Raw genomic sequence first — 14,809 nt, 5'->3', positions numbered from 1 at the left:
AAAATATTACTTGCCATTTGAGAAAAGAGATGCCAGAAATGTATCCGAATGCCTATTAATTGGCGCACATATTCTTGTACAAACAACAGGAAACTAATGGCAAATTTTGAAGTTATCGAACAAGAAGGGTTGCGTTTAGTCAAGGTAAGTTTGCAAAACGAAACGGTACGTACTGAATCTGGTGCTATGTACTATATACGTGGCAACATTACCATGCAATCTAAACCGCCCTCTGCGGGTGGATTTTTGAAATCTCTAGCCACAGGTGAAAACATTTTTCGCCCCACTTATACAGGAAGCGGTGAATTGTATTTGGAACCTTCTTTGTCTGGATTTCACATCCTAGAATTAGATGGCAGTGAATGGATCTTGGATAGTGGCGCTTATTGGGCAAGTGATGGCAGTGTGGAAGTAGGAATTGAGCGGAATAAATTAATATCTGGGTTAATCGGTGGCGAAGGTTTATTTCAAACCAAAGTCAAAGGTAGAGGTAAAGTGGCTATGGTAGCGCAAGGGCCTGTAGAAGTTGTGCATTTACAAAATGACCGATTAGTAGTTGATGGCAACTTTGCGATCGCCCGCACAACTACTTTAAATTATCGTGTAGAAAAAGCCACTAAATCTTTCTTCGGTTCTATGACTTCTGGCGAGTTTTTAGTCAACACTTTCGAGGGAACTGGTACTGTCTTACTAGCACCTGTTCCTTATTGGCAAGTGATGTTGTTGCGTCAAATTACAGCAGCAATTCCCAAAACTTCTAGCTAGAAATCATCAATAGATATCTTGCAAAAATCCTAGTTTTTTATTAGAACCACAGATAAACACTGATGAACACAGATAATTTATCGTTGTCCATCTGTGGTTTAATCTTCAGAAAATCGACTTTTGCAAGAAGTCTAATTAATTTAGCGTGAGCTTCTAACAAAAGGGATTTGTTATGCCTTAACATCTCTTTGCGTTATTAGCGTCCTTCTCTGTGTCTTCTTCAAGACACTCCAGAAATTACCTGACTAATACGCTTGAGAATTTGCAAAACGCCGTACAATTCTCTCGCAGATGCAAACGGAGCGAAGACTCTTGATAGGTCGTACTGTGAGGTATTTGTCTGCGTTACTTTCACAAATAAAATATCGTCCCCATTCGTCACCATACCAAACACAGGTTGATTGGGGTTAGGATTAGCCATCAGATAAGCTAGAGCTTGCGGTACGGCCGACCAAACCGAAAGCGTGGTTTTCTTTGACTCCAAAACCATGACCCAGAACTGTTCTTGTAGCACTAAAACGTCAATTCGTCCGCGCAGTATCTCCTCGCCATCATTTAGCACTAATTCTACAGAGGATTCGGCTTTAATCCTGAAAGGAGGATCGTAAAACCCGGAGAGTGCAAGAATTGGCGACACCAGCAACAACATGACTGTTCCTTCTAGTAAATGACCTCCAGTCCGGTGATAGAGATACCTGCGCCGCAGGATATCCACAGAAGCTTTTTCCACTTCCGTAATTTCAGGTAATCCCTCATACCACTCTGGAAAAAACTGCTCGGACTCAACGCGGACAAAACCGAATCGATTTTCTGCATCCAATAAAGTAGTAATTGCTGCCGTCTGTGTCATTACTTGTAGGTAATCAGTTGCTTTACTACATGCTCAGCATCTCTATTATCGCCAATTAGCGCGTTTGCGGAGAAAGTAGTATACAAAAAAAGAATATATTCGGATATCTTAAGCAAGGATACTGACCAACCAGAGCAGCAGCGATGACTGATCATATTTTAAAAGCCACCACGAAAACTGTGCATCTGGGTGGTTTCTCCCATTTGCTAGAACCAGTACTCACTGTGAATTCTGGCGACACAGTTGACGTAGAAACTTACACTGGTTATTACATTTACGACAAAGCACCACCAGAGTTTCTCACACCAGAATTTCTCGATATCTGCCAAAATCTTGCACCAGAACGCAAAGTTGCTGGGGGGCCGCACTTACTCACAGGGCCAATTTATGTGCAGGATGCAGAACCGGGGGATGTTTTGGAAGTAAGATTAGAAGCGATCGCACCTCGTTTACCAATGGGTTTTAATGCGATTCGTCCAGGTTGGGGAGCCTTACCACACCAGTTCAATCAACCAGCCTTGAGATTTATTTCCCTCGATTTAGCCAACAACATCGCTGAATTTCCTGCGGGTGCTGGCATAAAAATTCCCCTCAAACCCTTTTTTGGCATTCTTGGTGTCGCTACCCCAGAAACGTCCAGAACTTCCGTTCCGCCAGGTGCTTACGGTGGTAATATTGATAACCGCGAACTGCAAGCAGGTTCCCGATTATTTTTACCTGTTTTCGTCCCAGGTGCGTTGTTTTCGATTGGTGATGGTCATTCAGCACAGGGAGACGGCGAAGTAAATATTACCGCCATTGAAACCTCTATGAACGGAAGAATAACACTCATGCTTCGCAAGGATATGCAACTGACAACGCCAATCGCAGAAACTCCAACCGACATCATCACAATGGGGTTCGGTCAAACCTTAGATGAAGCTTTAGAATTGGCTTTGAACAATATGATTGATTTTCTAAAACGCTTCACAAATTTGTCGCCAGAAGATGCTTATGTATTATGTAGTTTAGCTGTGAATTTTCGGATCACTCAAGTTGTGAACAGTCCACAAAAAGGTGTGCATGGGATGCTACCCAAATCAATTTTCTCAAAGTCAATAAATTTATAAGTTGTAATTTAGCTAATACAACGGAATCGAAGAAGTTGGGAGAGCAAAGAAGTGTGAGAGTGAGAGTGGAGGAGATGAGGTAGCAAAATACATTAATACTGACTCCTTTACAGATGCTTAGACGCTCAAAGAGCAACTTATCATAAAAGTATAATCGCGTTTCTACTTCTGACTCTTTGACAAGAAACTTGAATCAATCGGTGAGATAGATCTACTATAAAGGTAGAAGGAAAAGTTAGAGAAAATGTTAAAAGCTAAAAAGCATTTTGATTAACTTTTTTAAAGCAAATAGAAAGTGGGAGCATCTCATTTTAGGGAATCGTCCCAGGCAACAGTAGTAAACCATTACAAACTCATAAAATTTTTCTTCAGAACTAAACAAATAAATTCTTACCTTAGCAGATTAGGAAACGCTATCTACCTCAATTACGAATTACAAATGTAGACCAATGAATAAAAAGTCATCATGGAATGTTGAAGAACAAATAGTGATAGTTGAGCTAGGAACTATCAGGCTAAACGGAGAATTGGTTGTACCTGAAAATGCTGAGGGAATTGTTTTATTTGCTCATAGCGGTAGTAGCAGCCGATACAGTACCCGTAACCACTATCTTGCTCATGTGCTGCGTCAGGAAGGGCGATTAGCAACTATATTGATTGACTTGCTAACAAGAGAAGAGGAAGCAATTGACGAGCGAACCAAGCATTTCCGTAATAACATTGCTTTTCTCGCCACCAGGTTAGTTGCTATTACAGACTGGCTGTTTGAAAACCCGATAACCCACCATCTCAAAATCGGCTATTTTGGTGCAAACAGAGGCAGTGGTGCGGCGTTTCTAGCAGCAGCAGCACGCCCAATATCTGTTAGGGCTATAGTTTGCCGCAGCGGTCAACTTGACTTAACGGGCGTTGTACTATCTCAGGTGCAAGCTCCCACATTGCTCCTTGTCGGCAGCTACGACTTCCCAATAATCGCAATGAATGAGGATGCGCTGGCACAAATTTCGGCCCAAAACAAGCAACTAGAAATGATTCCTGGGGCAACTCATCAGTTTGGAGAACCTGGCGCTCTGGAGGAAGTAGGACGGCTGGCGAATCAATGGTTTAATTACTATCTGACATCATTTGAATGGCAGGAACCGCATCTACATGCAATGTCTCTAAATTAATGGTTTGAAATTTATTTTTGATAATCTGTTTAGAGACTTGTGTTAGCAACGCAGAGTAAGTATCACTGTCTTTGATCAAATGTTCGAGGTCATGCGTTCCGGCTTCTAGCACAACAATCAAAGACTTCCCATCATTCGGCTGACTTGTTCTAACTGTAAGGGTTTGCGTTCAATACTCTGGAAGTACTCAATCTTTTGTATGTGAGTACATGCTGTTTTAAAGTGACTTAAATTCAGCAAAATGATATCTTCGTAAACTGACTCTTGTGGAGTCTTAATATCGATAATTACCTCTTGTAGATGATTTTGAGTAATTGCGATTTTTAAATATTTTAGAAATAATTCACGTTTTTTGGCTCGAACGCTGAGTAAGTACCAATTACCATTAACAGGTGGTAATGACGACTCTAAAGGTTGTACAGGTAGCATAATTTGCGATGATATTAGGTAAAGTTTTAGCAATAAGGAATATAACTTACTAAGTAATAGTTTAGATAAATATTTTTGTAACTACTGTTCCAGATTCCAGCCCAGCGCTACTGCTACTTGATTGGCTAATTCTAGCGGATTAAACGGTTTAGCGATCGCTGCTTTCATTCCAATCTCGGCATAGCGGCGACGGTCACAAGTCTGTATGTTCGCGGTTAACAAAATGACTGGAATAGCTTTTGTTGCCAGATTTGTTTGTAGCTTCTCAAAGACTGCAATACCGTTCATGTCTGGCATCATCACATCTAGCAGAATCACATCTGGTTGCCAATCCTCAGCTTTTTTTATGGCCTCTTTCCCAGAACTTGCCGTCAACACTTGCCAGTCGGCGATAGTTTCCAAGCAAATCCGGGCAACTTCTTGAATAGACTGCTCGTTATCAACCACTAGAATTCGCTTTGTTGTCATTGTTGCTACTCTATTGTTGGTTGCGAGTAATTTGTTGAAGTGGTTCCATACAAATCATGTCCAATAGAAATAATTGCATCATCAGCAATATCCAAAATTCGTGCAAATCTAGCTTGAGATAAGCTTAGCTCTTTGTGTGTCTGGTGATGCTCATCAAGTTCTAACTGCAACTGTCGATTGACGGTAATTAACTCTGCGGTTTTTGCTAATTGGCGATCGCGCTGATTTCGCAATGTTACAATGCCATAAGCTAAATCTGCTGCTAATGCTTGTAGCACTTTGACTTCATCAGCATCGAAGGCGTTTGGTTCGGCAGTGTAAATATTCAATGCGGCAAAAGTTTGACTGTTGATAATTAACGGTAACGCGATCGCTGAAGCATAACCTCGGTTAATAGTATGAGACTGCCAAATCTGATAATTGTGATCAGTTAAAATATTTTGGACAATACAAGTTTGACCTGTGCGAATGGCAATCCCCATTGGACTTTGTTCATGACTGGTGTTTGCCCAAGTGAGATTCAAAGATTGCAAATATCCGTCTTCATAGCCTGCTTGAGACACCGGGCGGATACTTTTCGCTATATCCTCTTCAGCAAAACCTACCCACGCCAGCCTATAGCCGCCGATTTTTACAAGAATTTGGCAAATTTGCTGTAATAAATCGAACTCGTCTTTGGCACGAAAGAGTACTTGATTGCAACTACTCAAAGTTTGCAGCTTTCGATTTAACCGCCGAATTTTGGCTTCAGCCTGTTTGTGTAGCGTAATATCTCGTGTAATTGCTAGCTGCACTACTTTGCCATCGTCATAACACAGAGGCACTGCATGAGTTTCCACCCAGCGACGATTACCCCGACAGCTAATCATCTCGAACTGTAAAATCCCTTTGTTACCCTGACAGATACTTTCATTGAGTTGGCGAAATGCCTCTTGATATTCTGGAGCAATTAAATCATAAACAGACTTACCAATCAGCGCTGCGTTATTGTCTACTTCCAGCATTAAAATACCTGCTGGGTTAATTTCCAACAAAGTGCCATCGGCGGCAATCACTTTGACGCATTCTGGCTCAGCATCAAAGATAGTTCGCCAGCGATTCTCTAGTTCGATGACTTGCATACTGTAAGTTATGCAATCATTCTTAACCACCGAAACCAAAGGCAGTTTAGCGCCGCTTGACAATGCAGATATCACTGCAACTTCGTTGTCGCCCTCAATTTCCTGACGCAATAACTTCACCCAACATTCAAGGTTAGTTATCTCAGATACACTCAAGGTTTGCTGAGAATTGAGCAGACGCTCAATTTGACGTGCCAGTTTTGAGCCAAGAGTAAAGCCAAAAGTGCCTAAAGATCCTGCTAAAGTATGCGCCTCTTGGACTGCTTCCAAGAGCAAATTGCGATCGCCTCGAACAAGTGGCGATTCGGGCTTCAAAGCTGCAACGGCTTGCTCTATCACACTCACTTGCTCATCCACCCGCCCTTTAAATTGTTGCCAAACCCCTGCAACAGCTGTTAGTGTTTGCTGCTGCTTGGACAAATCCTCTTCTGGATATCTATGCATTCTAGTGGCATGAGAGATTTTTCTCCCCTTCTCCCCCTCCCCTTCCAGTGGTTTCAGGCGATAACCAATTCCGTAAACTGTTTCAATCAAATCACTGGACACTCCGACAGCTTTTAGTTTGTGTCTTAATCCTTTGATATGGGTGCGAACGGCTTCTTCTGTAGGAGTGTCATCATAAGACCAAAGATGTTCTAAAATCATGCCGCAGCTAAACACCCGGCGACTATTTCGCAAAAATAGTTCCAACAGAGCATATTCTTTTGGTGTAAGTGACAGCAGATTGCTAGCGTAAGTAACTTCACAGCTACTAGGGTCTAGCCTTAACCCGCACCACTCCAGCACAGGTTGTGAAGTGCTGCCTCCGCGACGCAATAGCGCCCGTACACGAGCAACTAACTCCTCTTCGTCAAAGGGTTTAACTACATAGTCATCTGCGCCTGCATCTAGTCCAATTGCCTTTTCATGACCACTATCGCGCCCTGTTAGTAATAGGATTGGTACTTGCAGACCACCAGATCGGATTTGCCGACAAAGACTAATACCATCTAGCTTAGGCAGTATTATATCCAACAGTATTAAATCATAATCGTAAGTTTGGATCAAATCCCAAGCAACATCACCATCAGTTGCCACTTCAACAACATAGTTTTGGTTAGCGAGAACCGTGGTCAGCACATGAGCATTTAACTCGTCATCTTCTACAACTAAAATCTTCATATCAAAAGCTTTCCAGCGGTTAACACATACAATAAATAACAAGCAATAAATTTTAATTACCAACCAAATTAATATCAATACTATGTTTTAAAGCATTTTCAAGAAGATATATCTTTAAGGTGAATATTTTTAATAAATGTCAACATTTATTACTGTAATGTTGTATTTAAGTGGGAGTTGATATGTACATGTGTCCTAATTAGAAGTATAAGCTTGTATAAAGTTGCTAGCTAGTTGGCAAGTTGATGACAAAAACACTGTGGCGATTGTCTCAGACACGCTTTGCGATCGCATTTTTTAATCATCTAAATTCAGTCTTAGAAAAGAAATAAATTTTACCATTAGGTATCTCAGTAAATAATTCTTGGCTTTCCTCACAAGTTCCTCAAATTGTTTCCCTATAAACATAACTGTAGGACAAAAAAGCTTACTAGCTCATCCAAAGTAATTATTAGTGGAATTTTATAGCGATTCTGTGATCCAGGAGATACAACAACAAAGGAATCACTAGTCAAGAGTCAGAATGCTTACTTGGCTACTATAGCAGTCTTAGATAATTTGCGGTTTATGACAAATGACAGCCTTCTTTGGTAGTTAATGCTATGCCTAGCTTCCCTGGAGGAATACACGAAAAATCTTACAACTCATGTAGGATTGCTATAAAAACCAGAAACCTTAAAGACCAATCACTAATGACACCGGAGGTCTATATGATTAAAAAGATTCTAGTTGCATTAGATCGCTCGGAAATAGGGCAACAGGTTTTTGAACAAGCATTGGCTTTAGCAAAGTTAACACAAGCTAACTTAATGCTACTGCATGTCCTGTCCCCAGAAGCAGAGGGCAGTCCTTATGTACCCATGTTCTCTAATTTTGATTACTATCCGGGATTGAATAGTCAAAGTTTTGAGTTATATCAAAAGCAGTGGGATACTTTTAAAAATGAAGGTATCCAGATGTTGCAATTTTTCTGTGCCCAAGCCAACACCGCAGGTATTACTACGGAATTTACACAAAACCTTGGTCATCCTGGACGGATCATTTGTAATTTAGCTCGTAGTTGGGGCGCTGACTTAATTGTCATGGGGCGTCGGGGTCGTTCGGGGCTGACAGAATTATTTCTCGGTAGCGTAAGTAACTACGTTCTTCACCATGCTTCTTGTTCAGTGCATATTGTGCATCTTCCAGTTACCACTAAAGCAGATGGAGTTTTAGACGCGACTACAAACCCTGTAAGTGCTAACTAAATATAGTCTTGAGTTCTGTTGGCACTATTCAGTAATTTATCAGGAAATTCTCATCGATTTGCTAAAATACAGCTATCTAAAAGCCATTTCGTAAGTGGGTGAGAAAATACATTGTTTCAAGACAGGCTACCGCAGAGGCGCAATGAAAAGTATGTAGCTCGCTGCGGCGGCTTGCGCCGCTGAGAACTTCAAGAGAGAAGGAAAAAACGCTTAACTGAACTGTATTGAAATATAAATGACGCTACGCTATCGCAAATCCAAAATCCAAAATCGGGTGACAATCTTGATTTATTTACTTGTTGTCGCAATATCTACGCTATCGGTCTTCAGCTGACCATCTTCCATATAAATGATGCGATCAGCAATATCAAGGATGCGGTTGTCATGAGTAACCAGCAAAATTGTACAATCTTGTTCTTTAGCTAGCTTCTGCATCAATTCAACGACATCGCGCCCAGATTTTTTGTCGAGTGCAGCAGTGGGTTCATCTGCCAAAACAATTTTAGGATGGCTGACTAAAGCACGTGCGATCGCCACCCGTTGTTTTTGCCCCCCTGATAGATTTTCTGGGTAGTAATTTACATGATCTGCCAAACCGACAGCTTCCAGTATAGCGATCGCTTTGGCGTTAATATCCTGATTCAGAAATTCGTCATGCAACTCTATTGACATTCGCACATTTTCTTTAGCTGTTAAAAAAGTCATCAAATTATGCGCCTGAAAAATATAGCCAATCTGGCGACGTAGGTAAGTCAACTGCTGTTTTTTAGCACCACAGATTTCCTGTCCCAAAATTTTCAGGCTACCTTCTTGAGCAGAACGCAGTCCGCCCATTAGAGTCAATAAGGTAGTTTTTCCCGAACCAGAGGGGCCAGTCATGATGACAATTTCCCCAGCGTTAATCTCCAAATTAATGTTAAATAATACTTGTTTACGAAGTGTACCCCCACCAAAGTAATGGTTAAGGTTACTAACAGTAATTACTGGTTCTAAAACCGAGAGTCTTGAATTAGAAGTTACTGATACAGATTCTTGGAACATAAGATTTTTATAGTGTGAATTTCGCAGAGTTGAGATTTTGAAGGAAACTAAAAAACATCAGCGGGGTCAGCGGCTCGTAGTTTTCGCATGGCGATCGCTCCAGAAAAACTACACATTACAATGGTCAGAATCAAAACAGCGATCGCTCGTTCCAATTTCATGGTTAGGGGAAGCAGTGTAGCAGCGTAGGTGATCTGATATAGCCCAAAAGAAAGGAAGAATGCAGGGATATAACCCAACACGGCTAAGACTAATGCCTCTTGAAATAGGACTCCTAAAAGATAGCGATCGCTATAACCCATTGCTTTGAGGGTGGCGTATTCTGGCATGTGTTCAGAAACATCAGAGTAAAGAATCTGGTAGACAATGACGATGCCGACAATGAACCCGACACCTACACCCAAACCAAAAATGAAACCAATACCAGTCCCGGTGGCCCAATAATTTTTTTCAGTTTCGGCAAACCCTTCTGGAGTTAAAACTTTGACATCGTTGGGTAACCCTGCGGCAAGTTGCGATCGCACTTTTTCGGGATCGACTCCTGGTTTAAGGTCAATCAACCCAACTTCGATTTGATCAGGTTTACGGTCTGGAAATAGTTGTAAAAAGGTAGAGTCACTGGTGATCACGTTGCCATCAGCGGCAAAGGAAGCACCATTACTAAACACACCTTTAACGCTAACGGCTTTGTTATTCAGTTCAGTTTTAAAGTTGCCTGTTTTTTTAAAGATATCTCCAACCGCCCCATACTCTGGACGTCCCGCCTGATCAAACAAAACTTGATACAACTGCTTGAGATGATCTTGATTTTGTTGGATTTCGGGAAATTTAAACGCAGATTTTGCCGGATCAATACCCCACACTAAGATGGCGCGATCAAGACGCGTTTCAGGATTTCGCCATTGTCCAGTGTTGATATAAACTGAATTTACCGACTGAACACCGTCGTAACCCAATGTTTGATATAGTCGCTCTCTAGAAAAGCTTTTTACCGAAAACAGGGTTTGAAATTGGGGATTAATCAAAACCAAATCTGCTTCTAAATTGCGATGAGGTTGTATGGCTGCATCAAAAAGCGCACTTTCAAAACCCAACTGAATGAACATCAGCATATCAGCAAAGGTAATACCTGCAACTGCAACTACCAGACGCGTTTTTTCTTTCATTAACTGCCGCCATGCTAGCGGCGTTTTGCGAAACAATTTGGACAACATATAATTATAAATTATGAATTATCTTGTCATGTTGTTCAAGCTGGCGCTGTCGCATTAATAGAAATAAAGGAAGACTTAGGGAAACACCAACCAAAAGATTACAAGCAACGTAAACCCAAAGATTTTGCATTTTAAGACGTGTTCCCTCCCAAAAGAAAAATGCCCATAAGGTTAGCGATGAAACAATAACATCCATGCCAAAAAAACCAGAAATTTTATTAGCAAATAGTTGTTCAAAAAACAGCTTTATATCAAAACCATGCTCTAAGGTAAAGGGAATCAACTGAGAGTAAGGTAGAACAAAGCCAAGTATACAAAGTAGAAAGTATATGACTTGAATCATGATTTAATTCACTTTATAAAAGATGCTGGAATATACGAGTTCATATTATGGTGTATCCAACGTTTGGAACACAATTCTATAATTCAATCGCTGTCTGCACTTGTAAGTTGGTGAAGCCAGCAACTCGCTTACTGTCTTCGGGGTTGATGCGAATTTTGACCTCAACTACTCGGCTATCAAGGTTCTCCCCAGGCTGGTTGCTGAAAACGTTTTGGCGGTTTACCTGCAAGCCAATTTGGGCAACGGTTCCTCGCAGTTCGCCGACAAATGCTTGACTGCTAATGGTTGCCTGTTGTCCTAGTTTCACTTTACCGATGTCGGTTTGATAAACTTCTGCTACTGCAACCATTTGATCTGTTTGCGCCAAGTCTGCAATCCCAGCAGTACTAATTTTTTCTCCGGCTCGTGTATGAATTTTGATTATCTGCCCCGCTATCGGTGCTTTAATATAAGCTCCTGCTAACTCGGTTTGGGCATGTTTCAGGGTGGCGATCGCATTCTCAACTTCACTCTGTGCCGCTGCTACATCCACAGTTCGGACTTCTGCAATACTGGTGAGTGTAGCTTTGGCTTCACTAACTTGCTTGTTTCCTGTGGCGTTAGTACGAGTGAGCGCTGCTTTAGCTTCGGCGAGTTCTTTGCTGGCTGTGGTGTTAATGCGGTTGAGTACTGCTTTGGCTTCGTCTAGCTGCTGTTTAGCAGTTTCCACGCTCAAGCCTTTGTTGTCATATAAAGAATTAGAAATTGCGCCTTCTGTATATAGTTGCTGATAACGCTGATATTCGGCTTGGGCATTGTTTAATTCTGCCGAAAGCTTCTTAATTGTTGCCTCTTGGGCTATTCTATCTCCCTGCCATTGCGCCTCTATGCGGGCGATCGCTTCTTGTTGAGCTGATTTGTCTCCTTGGGACTGGGCTTGTAAGCGTTCAACGCTTGCCTGCTGTGCCTGAATTTCTCCAGTTTTTGCGCCAGCTTTGACTTGAGCGAGTTTAGCTTGGGCAACTCTAACTTGTTTTTCAGCCTGTAGTACCGCAGTTTGCAAGCGATCGCGTGCGTCTAAAATTGTCACAATCTGTCCGGTTTGAACGCGTTCGCCTTCTTTAACTAGGATTTGGGCAATGCGATCGCCATCTAAAGCTATGGGTGCAAATAAGCTAATTACTTCTGTTTCTGGTTCTATTCGTCCTAATGCTGACACTTTCGGTTTAGCAGGCGTGGTTTGTCCAGATTCAGATGAGGCAGTTTGACCAAGTTTGCCAAACTGAGAAATTCCATAAACAACAATTCCACCTGTAATAGTAATAGCAGTAATTACTAATGCAATTAAACCTTTTTTGGGAGCTTTAAATACCAGTTTTTGATTCATTTTTTTAGATTATTCTAAAGTGTATGAATATCATTCGTATCAACCAATAATTGCTAGCGCCCTGATGATGATTGACAATTAATTTCTTTGTTAGACAAATATGCAGTCAGTATTTTACCCAACAATGCACATTGTTCATAAAAATCAATATTTTCATTACCCCATAACCGTTCGAGAATTAAGCCATCAATTAGACTCAATATAAAGGAAGCAAGCGCCGGATCTTGGATACCCAAAATATCTTTGAGCGCTTGCCGAGATTGATCATCAACTCGCTTAAATACTCCATTGCCCCACGTTTCCTTAGAGTCTTGATGCTGACGAAAATCAACCAATATATAAGTTAATTTAATGAAGTAATCTTCGTTTTTTGAAAGATATCTTCCCACGGCTTCTAGTTTTTCTTGGAGTGTTTGTATTCCCTCCAACTCAGCCATTGCCATGAGCATCTCTTGCTGATTAATCTCTTCGACTAATTGCTCAAATAAAGTTTGTTTGCGAGGAAAATAGTGGTACAGCGTACCAGTAGAAACTCCTAACTCTTGAGCAATTTGGCGCATGGTGATGGAACTATAGCCTTTTTGAGCAAATAAGTCAAAACACTTGGCGAGCAGTTCTTTACGGTATAGCTCATGGTCAACAATTTTAGGCATGATTGATTAGGTTTATTTATATCGAACGCTCGTTATTTATAAGATTAACCTCTCTGCTACTGATTTGTCAAAGCATAACTGATTGATTTAAATTGAACATAGATTATGGTTAAACCTATTTTTAAAATTAATGTAATATTTATTACTGTTACAGAACGAGTATAGCTATTGGCGATCGCCTGTAACAGATACGAAGTAAAGTAGCCATACTTTTTGTCTTACTATAAATAATGCTTTTATTAAACGTGTGATTGAATTATCCAATGATCATCTAAGAGACTTGTTTATATTAATGACTTATTTTTAAATGAGAATTATATGGATGGCAGTTAAACCAGATAATAAATAGCTTGTTTATTGCCCGTGCTAACTCTTATTTGGTAATAGGATATCAAAATAAAAGCTATGACAGTCGCTATTGGATATTTGTTCCCTGTAATCACATCATTGACCAGGAAAGTTCTTGCTTCTTATCGCTCAACCGCATTGATGAACTGAATAGGCAATACTTATATTTACAAGTTTATAAAAATCAGCCATGAGTAAGAGTACCTTATACAAAATATATGCTGATAATATTTTTGCTAATTAGTTTGTCGTCAGTGATAAGCTTGCATATCCTACAAGGGGTTGATTACCGTCAAATTTTAACTCAGAAAGTGTTATACAATAGAGTTGCTTAGTCTCACTAATGTATTGATAAAGTGTATGAAAAGGCTATGAGTCTGGATATCCATACTTAAAAAATAGAAAATTAACGAGGTTATAGAGGAGGAAATAACCATGAGTAACTCAATATCTGCACATGCTGAAGTTGACAATATGCAGAAAAAAAATCTAGCTATAGATAAAAAACCTCGTCGGGCTACAGATGATATCGTACGTGCTTATCTACAACAAATTGGGCGAGTAAATTTGTTGACTCGTGAACAAGAAATTGTTTTTGCTCAACAAGTGCAGCAAATGATGAATTTACTAGCTGCTCAAGAAGAATTAGCTGTGAAATTAAACCGCCAACCGACATCACAAGAATGGGCTGAGCAGGTGAATTTAAGTATTGAAGTACTGGAGCAGCAGCTAAGTCAAGGACACCAAGCCAAGCAGAGAATGATTCAGGCAAATCTGCGGTTGGTAGTAGCAGTTGCTAAGAAATACCAGCAACGAAACCTAGAGTTTATGGATTTAATTCAAGAGGGAACTTTGGGCTTAGAGCGCGGCGTAGATAAATTTGATCCGACTCTGGGATATAAGTTTTCTACCTATGCCTATTGGTGGATTCGCCAAGGAATTACAAGAGCGATCGCCCAGCAAGGCCGTACAATCCGCTTACCCATTCACATCTTTGAGAAACTAAACAAAATTAAGCGTGTACAACGCGAATTATCTCAACAACTGGGGCGCGTTCCTACGACTACTGAAATTGCCAACTCATTATCGCTGACACCAAGCCAAATTCGAGAGTGTTGGTATCTTACCCGTCAACCCTTCTCCCTAGAGGCGCGAGTTGGAGAACAACAAGATACAGAATTGCAAGACATTCTGGAAGATGACGGACTTTCTCCCGAAGACTACGCTGTTGAGGAATCCCTCCACCAAGACTTACAAGACTTATTGGCAAAGCTGACTCCCCAGCAGAGAGAAATATTAACCTTGCGTTTTGGCCTTGCTGATGGATATGAACTTTCTTTAGCACAAATTGGCGATCGCATGGGTATTAGTCGAGAACGGGTACGCCAGATAGAGCAAAAAGCTCTAACTTTGTTAAGACGACAAAAAGATCAAGTGCGTAGCTATTTGGCTGTCTAAGGATATACGTATCAGAACTTAGTATAAAGTTTAGTTATTGTAGGGGAAAAACCTCAGTAATTTCAAA

General features: G+C 40.8%; 13 protein-coding genes and 1 pseudogene. 5 read left to right on the top strand and 9 right to left on the bottom strand.

All coding sequences use genetic code 11. The features are described from left to right. Nucleotides 1-96 precede the first annotated feature (96 nt). On the top strand, nucleotides 97-765 hold the full coding sequence (locus HCR01_RS17670; protein WP_193197442.1) for an AIM24 family protein: 669 nt from the start codon (nucleotides 97-99) through the stop codon (nucleotides 763-765). Nucleotides 766-985: 220 nt separating this feature from the next. Here the strand turns inward: HCR01_RS17670 and HCR01_RS17665 are convergent, their stop codons facing one another. Further along, complete coding sequence (locus HCR01_RS17665; protein WP_193197441.1) at nucleotides 986-1,615, bottom strand: type I restriction endonuclease; 630 nt, start codon at nucleotides 1,613-1,615, stop codon at nucleotides 986-988. Between the two features lie 143 nt (nucleotides 1,616-1,758). Between HCR01_RS17665 and HCR01_RS17660 the strand changes: the two genes are divergently transcribed. Next, nucleotides 1,759-2,724 (top strand): acetamidase/formamidase family protein, encoded by a 966-nt coding sequence (locus HCR01_RS17660; protein WP_193197440.1) that lies wholly within the window; start codon nucleotides 1,759-1,761, stop codon nucleotides 2,722-2,724. A 449-nt stretch (nucleotides 2,725-3,173) separates the two neighbouring features. Continuing rightward, nucleotides 3,174-3,893: a dienelactone hydrolase family protein gene (locus HCR01_RS17655; RefSeq protein ID WP_193197439.1), complete on the top strand. Its 720-nt coding sequence runs from the start codon at nucleotides 3,174-3,176 to the stop codon at nucleotides 3,891-3,893. Between the two features lie 117 nt (nucleotides 3,894-4,010). Here HCR01_RS17655 and HCR01_RS17650 read toward each other — a convergent pair whose 3' ends face one another. The 3 genes and pseudogenes from HCR01_RS17650 to HCR01_RS17640 form a co-directional block, all read right to left on the bottom strand. Next, on the bottom strand, nucleotides 4,011-4,322 hold the full coding sequence (locus HCR01_RS17650) for a chromosome segregation ATPase (protein ID WP_193197438.1): 312 nt from the start codon (nucleotides 4,320-4,322) through the stop codon (nucleotides 4,011-4,013). An 81-nt stretch (nucleotides 4,323-4,403) separates the two neighbouring features. Next, a complete protein-coding gene (locus tag HCR01_RS17645) occupies nucleotides 4,404-4,790 on the bottom strand; it encodes a response regulator (protein WP_193197437.1) in 387 nt (128 codons plus the stop codon). 194 nt (nucleotides 4,791-4,984) lie between these two features. Then, a pseudogene (locus HCR01_RS17640) lies at nucleotides 4,985-7,072 on the bottom strand (response regulator); the annotation flags it as partial. A 710-nt stretch (nucleotides 7,073-7,782) separates the two neighbouring features. On the opposite strand from HCR01_RS17640, the gene HCR01_RS17635 reads away from it, so the two are divergent. After that, complete coding sequence (locus HCR01_RS17635) at nucleotides 7,783-8,319, top strand: universal stress protein (RefSeq protein WP_193197435.1); 537 nt, start codon at nucleotides 7,783-7,785, stop codon at nucleotides 8,317-8,319. 288 nt (nucleotides 8,320-8,607) lie between these two features. Here the strand turns inward: HCR01_RS17635 and HCR01_RS17630 are convergent, their stop codons facing one another. From HCR01_RS17630 to HCR01_RS17610, 5 genes are all read right to left on the bottom strand, one after another. Continuing rightward, nucleotides 8,608-9,360: a DevA family ABC transporter ATP-binding protein gene (locus HCR01_RS17630; protein ID WP_193197434.1), complete on the bottom strand. Its 753-nt coding sequence runs from the start codon at nucleotides 9,358-9,360 to the stop codon at nucleotides 8,608-8,610. 47 nt (nucleotides 9,361-9,407) lie between these two features. After that, nucleotides 9,408-10,574 carry an ABC transporter permease DevC gene (gene devC / locus HCR01_RS17625; RefSeq protein ID WP_193197433.1) on the bottom strand — a complete coding sequence of 389 codons (1,167 nt, stop codon included), beginning with the start codon at nucleotides 10,572-10,574 and terminating at the stop codon, nucleotides 9,408-9,410. A gap of 4 nt (nucleotides 10,575-10,578) precedes the next feature. Then, the gene (locus HCR01_RS17620) at nucleotides 10,579-10,917 is read right to left on the bottom strand and encodes a DUF2834 domain-containing protein (protein ID WP_193197432.1); all 339 of its coding nucleotides are present in this window, start codon (nucleotides 10,915-10,917) and stop codon (nucleotides 10,579-10,581) included. Between the two features lie 76 nt (nucleotides 10,918-10,993). Continuing rightward, entirely contained in the window at nucleotides 10,994-12,283 is a 1,290-nt protein-coding gene (locus tag HCR01_RS17615; RefSeq protein WP_193197431.1) for an ABC exporter membrane fusion protein, read from the bottom strand. A 53-nt stretch (nucleotides 12,284-12,336) separates the two neighbouring features. Beyond that, on the bottom strand, nucleotides 12,337-12,936 hold the full coding sequence (locus HCR01_RS17610) for a TetR/AcrR family transcriptional regulator (RefSeq protein ID WP_193197430.1): 600 nt from the start codon (nucleotides 12,934-12,936) through the stop codon (nucleotides 12,337-12,339). An 822-nt stretch (nucleotides 12,937-13,758) separates the two neighbouring features. On the opposite strand from HCR01_RS17610, the gene HCR01_RS17605 reads away from it, so the two are divergent. Then, nucleotides 13,759-14,742, top strand: a complete 984-nt coding sequence (locus tag HCR01_RS17605) for an RNA polymerase sigma factor, RpoD/SigA family (RefSeq protein ID WP_320073132.1) — start codon at nucleotides 13,759-13,761, stop codon at nucleotides 14,740-14,742. The last annotated feature ends 67 nt before the right edge of the window (nucleotides 14,743-14,809 follow it).

This window comes from Nostoc sp. MG11, from assembly GCF_014904695.1.
GTDB lineage: Bacteria > Cyanobacteriota > Cyanobacteriia > Cyanobacteriales > Nostocaceae > Komarekiella.
This window is presented reverse-complemented; position numbering and strand designations above follow the sequence as displayed.

Coding starts and splice junctions, on each gene's coding strand:
- HCR01_RS17670 (WP_193197442.1), top strand. CDS start 97: ATGGCAAATTTTGAAGTTATCGAACAAGAAGGGTTGCGTTTAGTCAAG.
- HCR01_RS17665 (WP_193197441.1), bottom strand. CDS start 1,615: ATGACACAGACGGCAGCAATTACTACTTTATTGGATGCAGAAAATCGA.
- HCR01_RS17660 (WP_193197440.1), top strand. CDS start 1,759: ATGACTGATCATATTTTAAAAGCCACCACGAAAACTGTGCATCTGGGT.
- HCR01_RS17655 (WP_193197439.1), top strand. CDS start 3,174: ATGAATAAAAAGTCATCATGGAATGTTGAAGAACAAATAGTGATAGTT.
- HCR01_RS17650 (WP_193197438.1), bottom strand. CDS start 4,322: ATGCTACCTGTACAACCTTTAGAGTCGTCATTACCACCTGTTAATGGT.
- HCR01_RS17645 (WP_193197437.1), bottom strand. CDS start 4,790: ATGACAACAAAGCGAATTCTAGTGGTTGATAACGAGCAGTCTATTCAA.
- HCR01_RS17635 (WP_193197435.1), top strand. CDS start 7,783: ATGATTAAAAAGATTCTAGTTGCATTAGATCGCTCGGAAATAGGGCAA.
- HCR01_RS17630 (WP_193197434.1), bottom strand. CDS start 9,360: ATGTTCCAAGAATCTGTATCAGTAACTTCTAATTCAAGACTCTCGGTT.
- devC (WP_193197433.1), bottom strand. CDS start 10,574: ATGTTGTCCAAATTGTTTCGCAAAACGCCGCTAGCATGGCGGCAGTTA.
- HCR01_RS17620 (WP_193197432.1), bottom strand. CDS start 10,917: ATGATTCAAGTCATATACTTTCTACTTTGTATACTTGGCTTTGTTCTA.
- HCR01_RS17615 (WP_193197431.1), bottom strand. CDS start 12,283: ATGAATCAAAAACTGGTATTTAAAGCTCCCAAAAAAGGTTTAATTGCA.
- HCR01_RS17610 (WP_193197430.1), bottom strand. CDS start 12,936: ATGCCTAAAATTGTTGACCATGAGCTATACCGTAAAGAACTGCTCGCC.
- HCR01_RS17605 (WP_320073132.1), top strand. CDS start 13,759: ATGCAGAAAAAAAATCTAGCTATAGATAAAAAACCTCGTCGGGCTACA.